The following is a 17,245-nucleotide window of genomic DNA, read 5'->3' on the forward strand; positions in this document are numbered from 1 at the left end:
ACAAGAGCAGAGGTCGATTTTGTTGGCCAACGCTTAACGCAAAATTGAGAGCTGCGTGGTGTATTCAGCAGAAATAGCGCGGGACACCAATGTCTTTATCACTTGTTGACCATTTTTCGTACCAAACCCGTGTCGCAGTGCATGTAAACAATCGTGATGCGCTGAAGCGGCTTTTCGCTGCGATGATGATCATGACCGTCTGCTGGTTATTTGGTGATCAAAGGGCTGCGGTATTCTGGTCTGCCGTGATCGTCTGTTCTGAACTATTGGGGCGAATCGTAAATCGCCGCGTTTCGTTAACCGGACCGCCGCTGCCCTTTGGCATTTGTCTCGCGATCTGGGCGGTCAATTGGCTGACGCTTTGGCCGATGCTTGTTCCTGCGGTCGTTCTCGCTGGGCATGGATCCGACGCATTGTTGGTCGCGAGTTTACTCTGGGTATTCGGAATTCATGTTCATATTTCGAACTCATATGCAGCGCTGCCATTCTTCAATTGGAGCTTGATGATCCCCGCATTTGCCATGACAGCGATCATGTTTTGGCAAGCCTATACGGCCCCGCCTATCGCGTCGACATTGTTAGAATGGTGCGCGGCGACCGCGATGCTTTTGGTCTATGCAGGCAACACGCTTCAAACGATGTCCGCGCAAAAAGACACCCTGGTGAAGTTGGCAGAAGCGCGCAAAGACGCTGACAAACGCCTGTCAGAGTTGGAATTTCTCACACGGCATGACCACTTGACCGGCCTCATGAACAGACGCGCATTCGAAGAAGCCGCAACAGCGTTGTTGCCCAGGCGCAGCAATCGTGACCGCAACCAGTTAGGTTATTTTCTGATCGATTTGGATGGGTTCAAACCGATCAACGACAGCTATAGCCACAAAGCAGGTGACGCTGTTTTGGTGACGGTTGCAGAACGGTTAACCAAGTTTGTCGGTAATAGCGGGGTCGTTGCAAGATTGGGTGGAGACGAATTTGCGACCGCCATTTCCGGGGTTCGTAACGCCGTCCAAGCGTTGCGGCTCGCCAACGAAATTGCAACGCTCATTAAGCAACCGATCATCGTGGACCACAAACGTCTGGAAGTCGGCGCGAGCGTCGGCGTTGCGCTTACCACGTCGACGCAAGACAGTTTGGCAGGCATTGCTTCTGGCGCCGATCAAGCGATGTACAAGGCCAAAGGCGATCCCGGACAGGTGGCTTTTGTCTATGATAGGGACAGCTTTCCTGTGCGTGCATCGTTGGATGACCGCGTCACCATCCTGCGTGCAATGCAAAAACAAAACATTGCCCCGTATTACCAGCCCAAGATCAATCTGGATACCGGCTTCATTGAAGGTTTCGAAGCGTTGTCCCGTTGGCGTCATCCAACACGCGGTCTTCTTCTCCCCGGAAAATTTTTACCATATATCAATGAACTAGGGCTTCAAACTGATTTTCTGATGCGCACGACAGGCCTGGTCTTGCAGCAAATTGAAGACTGGCTAGAGCAGGGTTTCGATCCAGGCGAAGTATCTGTCAATTTACCAGAAGTCACGCTTGCAACGCTGTCAGGTCGGGCGGCGGTCATGGACCTTATCGAAAAATTTCCACGTGCGCGTGCAAAATTAACTTTTGAGGTCACCGAGGACGTTTTCATTGCGAGGTCCGGGAACCTCATCCAAGAATCCATCGCAGCGTTTCGACAGGCAGGAATCCGCATTTCGCTCGACGATTTTGGAACAGGATTCGCGTCGTTCAAACATTTACGCGAACTCGAATTTGACGAACTGAAGCTTGATACCGGTTTTGTGCGCGGACTGGGTCATGACAAAGCCGCGGAAGTACTTGTCGCAGGGTTTCTTGGAATTGGGAAGGGGTTGGGCGTCAAGGTTATTGCGGAAGGCGTTGAAACCGAAACGCAAAGAACGCTTCTACGCGAAATGGGGTGTTCTGTGTGCCAAGGGTTTTACTACAGTCCAGCGATGCCCAGCAAGGAGGCGCGCAATGCGCTATGGCGGCAGCACACCCTTGGCGTTCCTTTCACTAACACCCAAAAATCTGCGGAAGGGTCGGGTGACGCAGCTTAATTGCGCTGCAATTTAACCGCTTCTCGTCGTGCTAGACGGATCAAATGCGACATGAACGGCAGACTTGTTTCTTCCGTCCGTGTCGCCGCATACAAACGCCGCGTCACACCATTTTTTGTCAACGGCAACGTGACATAGTCGGAATTGTAACGCACTTGCCGCACAACCCAGTCAGGCAGAACCGCGACCCCCCGATTTGAAGCAACTAAAAGCAAGATGACAGCCGTCAATTCAACCTGTCTGATCGCTTTTGGCTCAACACCATTGGGAATAAGCAGTTGACTGAAAACATCTAAACGTTCGCGGTCCACTGGATAGGTAATCAACGTTTCCCCCGCGAAATCAGATGCTTCTACAAACTTCTTTTGTGCTAGGGGATGATTGGACGCGGCCACGAATACCGGTTCGTAATCGAAAAGCGGCGTAAAATCTGTGCCTGGCAAATCTTCGGGGTCAGAGGAAACAACCAAATCCACTTCTTCTTTTCGCAACGCAGGCAATGCGTCAAACGCAAGCCCCGGCCTAATATCGACATCAACGTCAGGCCACGCCTTACGAAACTCTTCCAAAACAGGAAACAGCCATTCAAAACAGGCATGACATTCAATCGCGATATGAAGACGTCCAGATTTACCCGCGATCAACCCTTCGAATTCCAACTCCAACGCGGCGACTTGCGGTAATATGTTTTCAGCTGCCACAAGCAAACGCATGCCTGCGGCTGACAGCTTTAGTGGCTTTGACCGCCGGACGAACAGCTCCACCCCAGCTTGATCTTCAATTCCCTTGATCTGATGCGATAAGGCAGACTGCGTTATGTTGAGCTGATCGGCAGCGCGCGCGAGACCACCAGAATCGTGGATAGCTTTGATCGTGCGCAGGTGGCGGAACTCGATATGCATTGTGAGTACAACTCATCATCTTGGTGAAAGTTATGAAATTGTCTCATGTACCGCAAAATGAGACAAGCGATTAACCCAAAAGGATCCGTCTCATGACTTTGCCAAATGTATCTTTCGAGTTCTTTCCGCCTAAATCACTTGCCGGTTCTTTCCGGCTTTGGGACTGCGTCAACACGCTGGCCCCACTTGATCCTACATTTGTTTCAGTCACTTACGGGGCTGGCGGCACGACGCGTCAACTGACCCACGATGCCGTCACCACGATCCACAAATCGAGCGGCATGAATGTTGCTGCCCATTTGACCTGTGTCGATGCAACGAAGGCAGAGACGCTGGAAATCGCGCAATCTTATGCCGACAACGGTGTGACCGATATTGTGGCCCTGCGGGGCGACGCGCCTCAAGGGGCTGAAAAATTCACGCCACATCCGGAAGGATATGGCTCCTCAATTGACCTGATCGCCGGGCTTGCCGACACGGGTCAATTCAACATCCGTGTTGGCGCCTACCCGGAAAAACATCCTGAAGCACGTGATCAAGCTGCTGATATTGCGTTCTTGAAACGCAAATTCGACGCTGGCGCGACGTCAGCGATCACACAGTTCTTTTTTGAAGCCGAAACATTTTTCCGGTTCCGCGATGCTTGTGTAAAAGCGGGCATAGATGCGCCGATCATCCCAGGGATCTTGCCTATCGAAAACTGGTCAGGAGCCGAGAAATTCGCGCGGCGCTGCGGTACATCCATTCCACAGGTCGTCAGCGATGCATTCGCAAACGCGACACGCGATGGGACCGCAGATTTGCTGGCCACAGCCTTGGCGACCGAGCTTTGTGATGATTTGTTGACCGGTGGCGTCGAAGACCTGCATTTCTACACATTGAACCGCCCTGAATTGACGCGTGACGTCTGCCATGCCCTTGGCGTCACCCCGAAAGCCCAATTGCAAAACGTGGCCTGACCCGACAAGTTGCGGCAGAACCACCAAAGGGGATGCCGCATGTTCACAGCCAAAACGCCAGATGATTTGCCAACGCGTGATGAAACGTTGGCCATGTCAGGTTTAGAATTCATGCAAGGTGTCATCGCAGGGACCGTCGCACGACCGCCAATTTCTGCGGTCCTGAACTATTCTTTGGATAGTGTCGAAGACGGCAAAGTCGTGTTTCGTGGCACGCCCGAATTTGATCACACAAACCCGATGGGGACTGTCCACGGCGGGTGGTACGGAACCCTGCTCGACAGCTGTATGGCTTGCGCCGTGATGACCAAAGTTCCGAAAGGATCGATCTATACGACCCTTGAATACAAGGTAAATTTGACGCGCAACATTCCGTTAGGCACAGAAATCATTGCTATTGGCACGATTGATCATGCAGGTCGGACGACCGGCGTTGCGAGCGGCGAAATTCGCGGTGCGCAGGACGGAAAACTTTACGCAACCGGATCAACCACCTGCCTGATTATGAAGATTGCGGACTAGCCCGTTCCGGCTGCGTTTGCTGAAAATCCCGAACGAACACTTTGCGATACCGTGCAGGATCAACAGTAACGTGTAAGCGTTCGGATGGGTCCATGCCGACCAATCGCCGCCTGCGCCCCCAAAACACTTTTCCCCAACCGCGCCAAGATCCAAAGGACGGCGCGTTCACATCTGTTTCGAACCGCGCACCCCAGTCTGTAGGCAGCGGCACACCGCACATTTCCAGTCTCTTCAACATCCAGACCAATGGAATGTTCGCCAAAGGCCGTGCCGGTGGGAAAATGCCAATCTGACCGCCGATGTCGCTGTGTGCACCACGAAACCAAACCTGTTCCATGTTGCCCGTCCAGCCTGTCGGTGACGTCCAAAGCACTGGTGCGTACGCTTCGCGTGTTTCATCAAGCGCAAGGGCATGGAACCCGTTGCGAACCTGTGGCCCAAGCGTGTGATTGTGAAACGGTTGAGCCGGATTCATCCAGCGCCAGATGATCGGAACCCGTATGCCCAGCGCCTTGACGGTATCCCAAACGGCGACGGCTTCGATGCTAGTCTCAGTACGGGGATGGCAATGCTCTGCCCGGAACCGTTCCGCAAATTTACTGCGTCCGCCGGTTCGATAGTGACGATATGCCGTCCGAATGGTCCGGACCGTTGCAAAATCGTTTTTCACAAGACCCACAATTTCGATGACGCCAGCAAGGGACCGCACCGCATAAGCACCACGTGAATATCCAATCAGGACGATTTTGTCGCCAAGTCGATATCGGGACGCAAGCACGCCATAGGCCCGCTCAATCTGCTTATTGATGCCTTTGCCCGTCATGACATCCCATGTGCCGCGCCAATCGCGCCACTGGATTCCGGCCTCGTAATGGACCGTCAGGTTTGCCTGATGCCCCACTTCGTTCAGCAACTTGTAAGTCATCCCAGCGTGGGTTTCACAGCCGTCTTTCAGCGATGACGCGGTCCCATCCAGAATGATCACATGGGTCGCTTGCCCGCGATGACGCGGCTGTCCTTCGGCCGTCTGCGCCTGCGCACCAAATAACCCAAATATCCAATCACGCAGCTGCACTATTTTCCTTCGCCTTCTGCAACATCGCCCAAATCCGGTGCGGTGTGAACGGCATCGTCGCGTCCCGCACACCTTGATCCCACAACGCATCGACAACCGCGTTCGTCACCGCAGCTAACGCACCGACTGTGCCCGCTTCCCCACAGCCTTTCATGCCCATGGGGTTATATTTTGACGGTGTGCCTTGGGTCGCAAATTTAATCATGGGCACATCATCGGCCCTTGGCATGCCATAATCCATAAAACTTGCCGTGAGCAGTTGACCATAGTCATCAAAGACGACCCGTTCGGTAACGGCCTGTCCGATACCCTGCGCAACACCGCCGTGCACCTGACCCGCCACCAGCATAGGGTTGATAAGGTTACCAAAGTCATCAACGACGCTGTAGTTTGTCACCTCGAGCACGCCAGTTTCCGGATCGATTTCGACTTCCGCGACATGGGCGCCGTTCGGAAAGCTCCGGTTTTCCAAGGTAATTGTCGCAGTGTGGGACAAAAGATCGTCACGTCCCGCGTCACGGACCATGTCCGCCACCTCAAGCATTGTCGGGGTCAGGTTCGACCCGGGAATGCGGAACCGTTCGTCATCAAAACTGATCTCAGTCGCGGGAACGCCTTCGGCATCTGAAAGAAACGCAGCGAAAGCCGTCGTGATTTTCTCGACGGTTGCCAGCGTCGCCGTGTTTTGGACCGTCACAGACCGCGATCCGCCTGTCCCGCCACCCGTCGGAATAAGATCACTATCACCTTGGATCACGCGCACTTGATCCGCAGGAATGCCCGTTTGATCCGCAAGGAACTGCGCAAAGACTGTTTCGTGCCCCTGCCCGTTTGACTGCGTACCAACGTAGATCAGCGCACCATCTTCCGCGAAATCAATACGCGCCGTTTCGGTTGGCGCCCCAAGGATGCTTTCGATGTAATAGCAAAGCCCGTGACCACGCAGTTTGCCTTGCGCTGCAGATGCGGCCTTGCGCCCTGCGAATCCGGCAATGTCTGCCTCATCCCCTGCCCGCGTCAGCAGATTGGCGAATTCGCCCACGTCATAGGTCACGCCCGTCGCCGTCGTGTATGGAAATTGATCGGGCGCAATGAAGTTCTTACGCCGCAAATCCCACGCATCAATACCCAGCTGCCGCGCCGCTTCGTCCATGACACGTTCAAGCACAAAAATCGCTTCGGGTCGCCCAGCGCCGCGATAGGCATCAACAGGCGTCGTGTTCGTATAAACCCCGATGGTGCGCATGTAGGCGGCTTGCACGTCATAAGTCCCCATCAGGACCTTCGAAAATAAATCCGTCTGGATGAACTGCGCATAGCCGGAGTTATAGGCCCCCAGATTACAAACGCTATCAAGGTGATAACCCGTAATCTTGTAATCCGCATCCAAGGCCAGCGTCGCCGTTGTCGTCAGATCGCGGCCAGCATTGTCGGTCAGCATCGCCTCTGTCCGCTCCGACATCCACCGCACGGGTTTTCCCAGAAGGCGTGCCGCATGGGCCACCACAATTGTCTCGGGATACATCATGGCCTTCATCCCGAAACCACCGCCAGTGTCGGGGTTCGTGACGCGAATGTCCATCTTATCCATACCAAGGTGATAGGCCAAATCGGACTTCGGCCCCCAGACACCTTGGCCGTTCACAGCAACGTGCAACCGCCCGTCGGTTATCTCGGCAAAGCAGCCGCGTGGTTCCATCGACGCGGCAATGACGCGGTTGTCGGGGACATCGACGGTCACAACATGTGCTGCAGCATCAATCGCTGCTTTGGTTTCCGCCTCTGCGCCATTTCCATAAGTAAACGACAGGTTCTGCGGAGCTTCCGGATGAATTTCAGCCCCACCAGTCGCAAGGTCGAGATGAACATCAAGATCATCCAGCACCAGACCGATCATCTCGGCCGCATCTTTCGCGGTCTCAACAGTGTCTGCAATCACAACCGCAATCGCTTCGCCGACATGACGCACGCGCCCTTTTGCCAACAACGGACGTGCGGGATCAGCAGCCTTGGTGCCATCAATGTTCTTGATGATCGAAGGCTTCATCGACAGTTTCACGCCAGCGGTTTCAAGGTCTTCAGCCGTCAGAACAAGTGCGACGCCATCAAGCGCACGTGCATCCGCAACATCAAGCTCGGAAATATCGGCATGGGCAGCATATGACCGCAGGAAAAACGCACGAAACGCGCCCGCAGGTGCGATGTCTTCAACGTATCTGCCATGTCCCGTCAAGAACCGCAGATCTTCGACCCGTTTAACCGATTGGCTGCGACCGAATTTTTCCATGTTTGATCATCCTTCGAATGGCTTCCCGCATGATGACCTAGGCCGGATCAAGCCACAATGCCAGTGTGTTCAATCAATCCCGCGCAAGTCCGAAGGAACCGTTGATAACTTGGGCATTAGCCCTTTTCGCCCATCGCCCCTTTGGATAAGACGTGCCTAGGATAAAAGGACACCGATTATGGCGATGGACAAGACATTCGACGCGAAATCCGCAGAAGCCCGTATCTACGCGGCGTGGGAAGCATCTGACGCATTCAAAGCTGGGGCCAATAAGTCCCGCGATGAAACATTCACCATCATGATCCCACCGCCCAACGTCACAGGTGTCCTGCACGTCGGTCACGCCTTCAACAACACGCTGCAAGACATACTGATCCGCTGGAAACGCATGCAGGGTTACGACACGCTCTGGCAGCCCGGCCAAGACCACGCGGGTATTGCCACCCAGCTGATGGTCGAGAAAAAGCTCGCGGCTGATGGCCTGCCGAAACGCGCTGAAATGGGGCGCGACGCATTCCTCGAAAAAGTTTGGGAATGGAAAGCGGAATCTGGCGGCACGATTATTGAACAGCTCAAGCGCCTCGGCGCGTCCTGCGATTGGTCCCGCAATGCATTCACCATGTCCGGCGCCCCGAATGCGCCCGAAGGCGAAGACGGCAATTTCCACGACGCCGTGATCAAGGTTTTCGTCAAAATGTACGAAGACGGGCTGATCTATCGTGGCAAGCGGCTGGTCAACTGGGACCCCCATTTCGAAACGGCCATCTCCGACCTCGAAGTGGAGAACATCGAAGTCGACGGCCATATGTGGCACTTCAAATACCCGCTCGCGGGCGGTGCGACATATACATACGTCGAGAAAGATGAAGACGGAAACGTCACGCTGGAAGAAGAGCGCGACTACATCTCTATCGCCACAACACGCCCCGAAACCATGCTCGGCGACGGTGCGGTTGCGGTGCACCCGTCAGATGAACGCTACGCCCCCATCGTCGGGATGTTGTGCGAAATTCCCGTAGGACCGAAGGCGCAACGCCGCCTGATCCCGATCATCACCGACGAATACCCGGACAAAGATTTTGGGTCTGGTGCAGTGAAGATCACCGGCGCGCATGATTTCAACGACTACCAAGTGGCCAAACGCGGCGGCATCCCGATGTATTCCCTCATGGATACCAAAGGGGCGATGCGAGCCGACGGACGGCCTTATGTTGAGGAAGCCGCAACTGCTCAAGCGATTGCAAATGGCGAGCAGGAATTCAACGAAGCGATGATCGCCGCGATGAACCTTGTGCCGGAGGAATACCGTGGGTTGGACCGTTTCGAGGCGCGCAAGAAGGTCGTGGACGACATCACCGCCGAGGGTCTCGCCGTGATGACCGTGCGTAATATAACAGATGACGACGGTGCGAACATGCAGGAAATTGTCCCCATGTTTGAACAGAAAAAAATAATGCAGCCATTTGGCGATCGCTCAAAAGTGGTTATCGAGCCGATGCTTACCGACCAATGGTTCGTGGACACCGACAAGATCGTCGGGCCTGCGCTGGATGCGGTGAAGAACGGCGACGTGACCATCATGCCTGAGAGCGGCGAGAAAGTGTTCTACCACTGGCTTGAAAACATCGAACCGTGGTGCATCTCGCGGCAGCTCTGGTGGGGGCATCAGATTCCGGTTTGGTATGGTCCAGCAACTGCGACCGGTGCGATTGACGATGCTGGTGTAGTTCGAATCGACGCGTCCTACGAACCCGGCAACAACAAGGTTTTCTGTGCCGCAACTGAAGCCGAAATCGTCACAATGGCTGCTGCGCATTACGACCTACCGGTGCGCGTGTCGACGGACGAAGACGATATCTCCGATGGCGATGAAGTCGTGTTGTACCGCGACCCCGACGTCCTCGACACTTGGTTCTCTTCCGGCCTGTGGCCGTTCGGGACACTCGGTTGGCCTGAACAGACCGACGAACTGGCGAAATACTTCCCCGGCGATGTTCTCGTTACCGGCCAAGACATCCTGTTCTTCTGGGTCGCCCGCATGATGATGATGGCCCAAGCCGTCGAAGGCGAAAACCCATTCCACACCGTCTACCTGCACCAACTCGTCCGCGATGAGAAGGGTGAGAAGATGTCGAAAACCAAAGGCAACGTCGTGGACCCCCTCGTGGTCGTCGACGAATTCGGCGCCGACGCCCTGCGCTTTACCATGGCGCAGATGGCGGCGATTGGCGGCGTGCTGAAACTGTCCGAGGACCGGATCAAAGGCTACCGCAACTTCGGTACCAAACTTTGGAACGCGTTCAGCTTTGCGGAGCATTACGAGATCCCGAACCCCGGTGATGCACCGATGCCTGAGGTGTCCCAGACGCTCAACAAATGGATCATCGGCGAGACGGCGAAGGTGCGCGAAACCGTTGACCAAGCTTTGACCGACTACCGGTTCAACGACGCGGCCAATGCACTTTATGCCTTCACATGGGGCAAGGTCTGCGACTGGTATCTGGAGTTCTCCAAGCCGATCCTACAGGGTGACGACGCAGTCGCTAAAGAGGAAACACAGAAAACCCTACGCTGGGTTCTCGACCAATGCCTGATCCTGCTGCACCCAATCAAACCGTTCATCACCGAAGAACTGTGGGGGCTCGCAGACAGCCGCGCGAAAATGCTCGTCCACGCTGATTGGCCGACCTACACCAGCGCCGATCTAGTAGATGCAGATGCGGACCGCGAAATGAACTGGGTGATCAACCTGATTGAATCCGTGCGGTCCAACCGCGCCCAAGTCCACGTACCTGCGGGCGCAAAAGTGCCGCTGCTGGTGCAAGGTCTGGACGCCAAAGGCCAATCAGCTTGGGACAACAATCAGGTGTTGATCCAACGCCTCGCGCGGATTGAAAGCCTGGAAGCGGTCACGGATTTCCCGAAAGGTTGCGTCACGATCCCCATGGATGGCGGCACCTTCGGCATTCCGCTGGAAGGGTTGATCGATGTGCCATCTGAAATCGCGCGTTTGGAAAAGTCGCTAGCGAAATTGGGGAAAGAACTGGGTGGCCTACGTGGACGCCTTAAGAACCCGAAATTCGTGGAATCCGCCCCCGAAGAGGTCATCGCGGAAACCCGCGAAAACCTACGCCTGCGCGAAGACGAAGAAGCACAGCTGAACGCGGCAATCGCACGTCTCCAAGAGCTGGGCTGATTTTCTGAGCCCAGAACAAAATCCGCCGGCGGCATCCTGAAAAGATGCCTCTGGCGACAAAGCCGTGTTAATAGACGACCCGTTCCACGGCGCGCATCATCCCGAGCGTTTTGTCATAGACCAGAGTCAAAATCCGTCGCCCACCTGTTTTTTGAACAACAGGCACCGCACGGATGACAGTCGCCGCACTGGCGCTTGCCAAAAATCCACGTCTACTCAGCTTCATCTGCGCACCTCTTAACTAGTTGCGAACCGTTCTCATGTAATCATGAAAAAGACGATTGCAAGGGGCGTCCCTGCACGCGTAACTATTGGTATGACACATGATCCTCGCCTTACCGCCCTCGCCACTAGCCTGCCCGCAACCGTTCCGTTCGTCGGGCCCGAAGCACAGGAACGTGCACGTGGTGCAAAATTTGTCGCCCGTCTGGGGGCAAACGAAAGTGGCTTCGGCCCGTCCCCCAAAGCGATTGAGGCAATGAAGCAAGCCGCGTCAGAGGCGTGGATGTACGCCGATCCTGAAAACCACGATTTGCGCGAAGCGATTGCAGCCCACCACGATGTGGATCCGAAACATATTATGGTTGGTGAAGGCATCGACACGCTTCTTGGCCTCGTCGTCCGGCTTTACGTCGACAAAGGTGATCCGGTTGTCACCTCTGCTGGCGCGTATCCGACATTCAACTACCATGTCGCGGGCTTCGGCGGTGAATTGCATACAATTCCTTACACCGGTGACTTTGAAGACCCGGAACGCTTGATCGTCAAGGCTGCCGAAGTGAACGCAAAACTGGTCTATATCTCGAACCCTGACAACCCGATGGGCAGCTGCCACGACGCGAAGACCATCAAACGCATGGTCAGTTCCGTACCGGACGGTACATTGCTGGTCTTGGATGAAGCATACATAGAACTGGCTCCTGAAACCGCTTTTGCCGAAATTGACCCAGATGATCCACGCGTCATCCGGATGCGCACATTTTCAAAGGCTTACGGCATGGCTGGTGCCCGTGTCGGCTATGCTATCGGCCATCCTGCCGTGATTGACGCCTTCAACAGGGTCCGTAATCATTTCGGAATGTCCCGCATCGCGCAATCAGGTGCTTTGGCTGCGATACAGGATCAGGACTACATCGCTTCGGTTCGCGATATGGTCGCCGACTCGCGGGCAGCAATCGCCGCGGCCGCACTGGATAACGGTCTAATTCCGCTGGAATCAGCAACCAATTTTGTCACGATTGATTGCGGGCGCGACGGCGAGTTCGCGAAAGCGTTACTTGAAGCGTTGTCCGCACGCGATATCTTTGTTCGTATGCCTTTTGTTGCACCTCAAAACCGCTGCATCCGTGTCAGCTGCGGCCCGACGGCCGACATGCTGGCCTTCGCTCGAGCGCTGCCCGCGGCACTACAAGCCGCAGAGACCGCATTCCCAGCATGAGCCAGCACCAGCCCCCCGGACGTGTTCAAGACTTCACTAGCGCTTTTCTCGTCAGTTTCGGGGTGCTCGTGTTTATCATGCTATGGACGATCAGCATTGTGTTCGGGTTTCTTTGGGCGATCGGGTCGGCCTATGTCTGTGACAAAGGCCTGTCCCGTTTCACGCCCCGCCGCGAGTAGCTTTCGCAATCACGGTCGCGGCAGCTGATAAGGCGCCATCGCCATGTGGGATATCAAGCGCCTTTAGACCCGCATCGATAGTACCCAGTACGCCCATGATCATATGTGCATTCACATGTCCCATGTGCCCAATCCGGAAATAGGCATCCGCAGGCGTACGCCCCAAACCGATGCCCAGCGTCAAACCCGCTTGGTGTTCGCACCAATTCCGCAAGCGGTCCCCGTCAGGAGATTCCGCAAAGCACGACGTGACTGCATGGGATCGATGGTCCGGATCGGCAATGTTCAGACCGATTCCGCCCGGCACAGACCACACATCGAAAGCCGCCCAAACGGCTTGAGCCAATGTTGCATGGCGTGCCCAAACAGCCTCGATCCCTTCCGCAAGGATCATATCAAGCGCAGCCCGCAGCCCGTAAAGGTGATGCGTCGGCGCTGTCCCATAGAAGTTCATATAATAGACTTCCGGATTAATGCGCGGCCGCCAATCCCAATAACCTGTGACGCAGTCACCCCGCGCCGCATTAGCCTTTTCGTTGAAATAGACAAACGAAATGCCTGCAGGCGTCATCAGCCCCTTTTGGCAAGCCGTTACCATCACGTCCACGCCCCAAGCATCCATCTCGAAACGATCGCACCCGAATGAAGCGATGCAATCCACCATCAGCAGTGCAGGATGTTCGACCTCGTCCAATACACGCCGCATCCCCGGCACATCGTTCTTCACACTAGTCGAAGTATCCACATGCACGGCCAGAACCGCCTTGATCTTGTGATCGGTGTCCGCGCGCAGCGTTTCCGCTAATTGGTCAAGATCGACTGGGTCTTTGTCTCCATAGTCGATGGTTTGAACGTTGACGCCCAGACCGTTTGCCATTTCACCCCAGCCCACGCAGAACCGCCCTGTCGCAAGCACCAGCACCGTATCGCCGCGATTGAGAACGTTGGCGAGCGCCGCTTCCCAAGCGGCGTGACCGTTACCGATGTAGATGGCAACGTTATGCGCTGTGCCCGCGATCGATTTCAGGTCGGGGAAAAGCGAATAAGTCAGATCGTGCAATTCACCTTCGTAAATATTCGGTGACGGCCGATGCATGGCCTGCAACACGGCATCGGGCATGACAGAAGGACCAGGGATCGCCAGATAGGCGCGGCCATTTGCAAGAGACATGAGTACACTTTCGCGGTGAGACAGTAATGCGCGAACCCTACGCCCATCATCAAAGAGGTCAAGCGCTTGCCTTGCCCCGTCCCCACTTCCGGCTTAGATCAGTTGGGCAACTACAGGAATTCCCCAGTGTCCGAAACATCAGCAACCCGATTGTTCGCCTGGCTTTGGCGCGACTACCTCCGCCCGCATAAGGCCCTATTTATTGGGGCGCTGGCCTTGATGGCAATCGAAGGATCGATGCTGGGATTCCTGAGCTGGATGATCCAGCCCATGTTCGACGATGTGTTTGTTGAAGGCAAAGCGAGCACATTGTGGTGGGTCGGCATTGGCATCATGATCATCTTTTTTGTCCGCGCGATCAGCGGCACAGGGCAAAAAATTCTGATGACAAAACTAACCCAGCTATCTGCAGCAGAAATGCGCAACCACTTGCTGCGCCACGTGATGGACTTGGACAGCAGTTACCACCAGTCAAACCCTCCGGGTCAGTTGATCGAACGTGTTCAGGGTGATGTGACTGCCGTGAACCAAATCTGGGCGGGTATCGCGACAGGATTGGGACGAGATCTGATTGCGCTTGTTGCGCTGTTCGGCGTCGCAATCTCTGTTGATTGGCAATGGACCTTGATCGCCTTGGTCGGCATTCCGTTCTTGGTCTTGCCGTCCTTTGCCGCCCAAGCTTACGTACGCAAAAGAACAGGCGTCGCCCGCGAATTAGCGGGCCGTATGTCGACCCGCCTGGACGAAGTGTTTCACGGGATTAACCCGATCAAGCTGAACGCACTCGAGAGCTATCAGTCGAACCAATATGCAGCCCTACAAAAAGATCGCGTGTCAGCAGAGGTCAAATCAGCCACAGGCAAAGCAGCGGTGCCCGCATTGATCGACATCATGACTGGCATCGGTTTTCTTGGTGTTCTTGTGTTCGGCGGCTCCGAGATCATCGCAGGCGAAAAAACGGTCGGCCAGTTCATGTCGTTCTTCACGGCGATGTCGCTGACCTTTGAACCGCTGCGCCGCCTTGGCGCGATGAGCGGCCAGTGGCAGGCCGCCGCCGCATCTATTGACCGCATCCAAGCCATTCTGAACGTAACACCAACCCTGACGTCACCTGCGTCCCCGCGGCCCGTGCCGACGGGTGCGCCTGCGATTTCCTTTTCCGACGTTACCCTTGATTACGGCGATCTTCCGGTTCTGCGAGGCACCACGTTTACAGCCGAAGCAGGCAAAACAACCGCCCTCGTCGGGGCGTCGGGTGCGGGCAAAAGCACAATCTTCAACGTGCTCACGCGGCTCGTCGATCCCAAAGACGGCGCCGTCACCATAGGCGACACCCCAGCGGCAGAGCTATCCCTGCCCGATCTGCGCAGCCTGTTTTCGGTTGTGGCGCAGGACGCGGCGCTCTTTGATGAAAGTCTGCGCGACAACATTTTGCTAGGACGCACCGACCTATCAGATCAGGACCTGAAGCAGGTTTTAGATGCCGCCCACGTCAGCGATTTCCTTGCGAAGCTGCCTGATGGGCTAAACAGTGCAGCCGGACCGCGTGGGTCGAACCTGTCAGGTGGACAACGCCAGCGCGTCGCAATTGCCCGTGCGCTATTGCGCGACACGCCAATTTTGTTGCTGGATGAAGCGACAAGCGCGCTCGACACGAAATCAGAGGCCTTCGTGCAAGCCGCTCTCGAAAAGCTATCAGTCGGCCGGACGACGCTTGTCATCGCTCACCGCCTATCAACCGTCCGCAACGCCGATAGCATTGTCGTCATGGATCAAGGGCGCGTTGTGGATCAAGGTACACACGACGCGCTTCTTGAACGTGGCGGACTTTATGCCGATCTATACAATCTTCAGTTTGCGCAATCACAGGCCACAAAATGACCCAGCCCCGCACAGTTTTCTCGGTGACCGGCACGGACCGCGTTTCATTCCTGCAAGGATTGATCACCAATGACGTCGATAAAGCGCAAAACGGGATCGTTTACGCCGCTCTCTTGACCCCCCAAGGCAAATTTATCGCTGACTTCTTTGTCATTGGCCGCGCCGAGGAGCTGTTGATTGATGTCGCGACCAGCCATGCGGCAGCACTTTCGCAACGACTAAACATGTATCGGCTACGCGCGGATGTGCAGTTGACCGAAACGCCATTGGTCGTTTCAACAGGGACGACAGCTGAACCAGATGGTGCCCTGCCCGATCCGCGTCACCCAGACCTAGGCTGGCGGGTCTACAGCGACGCGGATGTCAGCGATGAAACAGACTGGACCACACTGCGGGTTGAAAACATGGTCCCAGAAACCGGCGTCGAACTGCTGCCCGATAGCTATATTCTTGAGGCGGGGTTTGAACGGCTGAACGGCATCGATTTCAAAAAAGGATGCTACGTCGGCCAAGAAATCGCGGCTCGCATGAAACATAAAACCGAATTGAAAAAGGGGCTGGCGCGGGTCACAATTGACGGATCCGCGCAGCCCGGCGATGAAATCACGAGCAACGGCAAACCCGCCGGAACGCTTCATAGCGTGGCAGGCGATACTGGCTTGGCTTATTTGCGGTTTGACCGCGCAAAGGACATGGCAACGCAGAACGCGACGCTCACTCTACTGGACACCGCGCCCGTTTCGTCGGCCTAAAATACCAACCCGACGACCAGACACACAAAAGCCGGCCACGGTGGGCCGGCTTTTCTAATTCTAAAACTCGTTTACGCGCGTTCGACGTATTCCATCGTTTCCGTGCTCACGACGATATCTTCGTCTTGCCCAACAAACGGTGGGATCATGACGCGAACGCCGTTATCCAATGTCGCAGGCTTAAAGCTGTTCGCGGCGGTCTGGCCCTTCACAACAGGCTCAGTCTCGGCGACTTTGCAAATAACGCGGGTCGGCAGCGTCACGTTCAGCGCTTCTTCTTCGTAGTATTCGATCTTTACGATCATGCCGTCCTGCAAGAACGGACGCAGATCGCCCAAGATGTCAGCAGGAAGTGCGATCTGGTCGTAAGTTTCATTGTCCATGAAAGTGAGCATATCGTCTGCTTCGAACAGGAACTGTTGATCCTTCTGTTCCAAGCGCACGCGTTCTACTTTATCGGCAGACCGGAACCGTTCGTTCAGTTTGCGACCATCACGTAGGTTTTTAAGCTCAACCTGCGCAAATGCCCCACCTTTGCCCGGTTTCACGTGATCTACCTTCACAGCTGCCCAAAGACCGCCATCATGTTCCAATACGTTGCTTGGACGAATTTCGTTTCCGTTAATTTTTGGCATGATTCTCTTCGTGTCAGAATTGCGGCAAAAGGTTGATGAAACCTTGAAGGACCCTATATCTGGGTGAAGGAACCCTTGCAAGACGACTACATAAGCCCAATTGATTGTTTCAGCCATGCGGATATTGCATGACTGCCATTCCAAAAGAGACCACCCGAATCGGATTCAATCGGGCATAA

At 55.2% G+C, this 17,245-nt stretch carries 13 protein-coding genes; 7 read left to right on the forward strand and 6 right to left on the reverse strand.

All coding sequences use genetic code 11. The features are described 5' to 3' along the window. Positions 1 to 89: 89 nt before the first annotated feature. Positions 90 to 2,069 carry an EAL domain-containing protein gene (locus MWU61_RS14230; RefSeq protein WP_247129048.1) on the forward strand — a complete coding sequence of 660 codons (1,980 nt, stop codon included), beginning with the start codon at positions 90 to 92 and terminating at the stop codon, positions 2,067 to 2,069. Here MWU61_RS14230 and MWU61_RS14235 read toward each other — a convergent pair. Then, positions 2,066 to 2,971 carry a LysR family transcriptional regulator gene (locus MWU61_RS14235; RefSeq protein ID WP_247129049.1) on the reverse strand — a complete coding sequence of 302 codons (906 nt, stop codon included), beginning with the start codon at positions 2,969 to 2,971 and terminating at the stop codon, positions 2,066 to 2,068. The two genes, MWU61_RS14230 and MWU61_RS14235, sit on opposite strands and share 4 nt — an antisense overlap. A gap of 92 nt (positions 2,972 to 3,063) precedes the next feature. Between MWU61_RS14235 and metF the strand changes: the two genes are divergently transcribed. Continuing rightward, positions 3,064 to 3,930 (forward strand): methylenetetrahydrofolate reductase [NAD(P)H], encoded by an 867-nt coding sequence (gene metF / locus MWU61_RS14240; RefSeq protein WP_247129050.1) that lies wholly within the window; start codon positions 3,064 to 3,066, stop codon positions 3,928 to 3,930. Between the two features lie 39 nt (positions 3,931 to 3,969). Then, positions 3,970 to 4,452, forward strand: coding sequence for a PaaI family thioesterase (locus tag MWU61_RS14245; RefSeq protein WP_247129051.1), 483 nt, complete (start codon positions 3,970 to 3,972; stop codon positions 4,450 to 4,452). Here MWU61_RS14245 and MWU61_RS14250 read toward each other — a convergent pair. Both MWU61_RS14250 and MWU61_RS14255 read right to left on the reverse strand, forming a co-directional pair. Further along, positions 4,433 to 5,527 (reverse strand): DUF2235 domain-containing protein, encoded by a 1,095-nt coding sequence (locus tag MWU61_RS14250; RefSeq protein WP_247129052.1) that lies wholly within the window; start codon positions 5,525 to 5,527, stop codon positions 4,433 to 4,435. The two genes, MWU61_RS14245 and MWU61_RS14250, sit on opposite strands and share 20 nt — an antisense overlap. Beyond that, the gene (locus tag MWU61_RS14255; protein ID WP_247129053.1) at positions 5,514 to 7,814 is read right to left on the reverse strand and encodes a xanthine dehydrogenase family protein molybdopterin-binding subunit; all 2,301 of its coding nucleotides are present in this window, start codon (positions 7,812 to 7,814) and stop codon (positions 5,514 to 5,516) included. The genes MWU61_RS14250 and MWU61_RS14255 overlap by 14 nt, the downstream gene beginning before the upstream one ends. A gap of 178 nt (positions 7,815 to 7,992) precedes the next feature. Here MWU61_RS14255 and MWU61_RS14260 point away from each other — a divergent pair, with 178 nt between their 5' ends. Then, complete coding sequence (locus MWU61_RS14260; RefSeq protein ID WP_247129054.1) at positions 7,993 to 11,010, forward strand: valine--tRNA ligase; 3,018 nt, start codon at positions 7,993 to 7,995, stop codon at positions 11,008 to 11,010. A 67-nt stretch (positions 11,011 to 11,077) separates the two neighbouring features. On the opposite strand, the gene MWU61_RS14265 is transcribed toward MWU61_RS14260, so the two are convergent. Beyond that, complete coding sequence (locus tag MWU61_RS14265; protein WP_247129055.1) at positions 11,078 to 11,236, reverse strand: Tat pathway signal protein; 159 nt, start codon at positions 11,234 to 11,236, stop codon at positions 11,078 to 11,080. A gap of 90 nt (positions 11,237 to 11,326) precedes the next feature. On the opposite strand from MWU61_RS14265, the gene MWU61_RS14270 reads away from it, so the two are divergent. Next, on the forward strand, positions 11,327 to 12,448 hold the full coding sequence (locus MWU61_RS14270; RefSeq protein ID WP_247129056.1) for a pyridoxal phosphate-dependent aminotransferase: 1,122 nt from the start codon (positions 11,327 to 11,329) through the stop codon (positions 12,446 to 12,448). A 159-nt stretch (positions 12,449 to 12,607) separates the two neighbouring features. Here the strand turns inward: MWU61_RS14270 and MWU61_RS14275 are convergent, their stop codons facing one another. Continuing rightward, on the reverse strand, positions 12,608 to 13,798 hold the full coding sequence (locus tag MWU61_RS14275) for an aminotransferase class V-fold PLP-dependent enzyme (RefSeq protein WP_247129057.1): 1,191 nt from the start codon (positions 13,796 to 13,798) through the stop codon (positions 12,608 to 12,610). Positions 13,799 to 13,924: 126 nt separating this feature from the next. Here MWU61_RS14275 and MWU61_RS14280 point away from each other — a divergent pair, with 126 nt between their 5' ends. Together MWU61_RS14280 and MWU61_RS14285 are read left to right on the forward strand one after the other, a co-directional pair. Continuing rightward, complete coding sequence (locus MWU61_RS14280; protein WP_247129058.1) at positions 13,925 to 15,679, forward strand: ABC transporter ATP-binding protein; 1,755 nt, start codon at positions 13,925 to 13,927, stop codon at positions 15,677 to 15,679. Further along, positions 15,676 to 16,431, forward strand: coding sequence for a folate-binding protein (locus MWU61_RS14285; RefSeq protein WP_247129059.1), 756 nt, complete (start codon positions 15,676 to 15,678; stop codon positions 16,429 to 16,431). Before MWU61_RS14280 ends, MWU61_RS14285 begins: the two co-directional genes overlap by 4 nt. 71 nt (positions 16,432 to 16,502) lie before the next feature. Here MWU61_RS14285 and efp read toward each other — a convergent pair whose 3' ends face one another. Next, a complete protein-coding gene (gene efp / locus MWU61_RS14290) occupies positions 16,503 to 17,066 on the reverse strand; it encodes an elongation factor P (protein ID WP_247129060.1) in 564 nt (187 codons plus the stop codon). Between the last annotated feature and the right edge of the window lie 179 nt (positions 17,067 to 17,245).

The sequence above is a fragment of the Loktanella sp. F6476L genome (assembly GCF_023015725.1).
Classification (GTDB): domain Bacteria; phylum Pseudomonadota; class Alphaproteobacteria; order Rhodobacterales; family Rhodobacteraceae; genus Yoonia.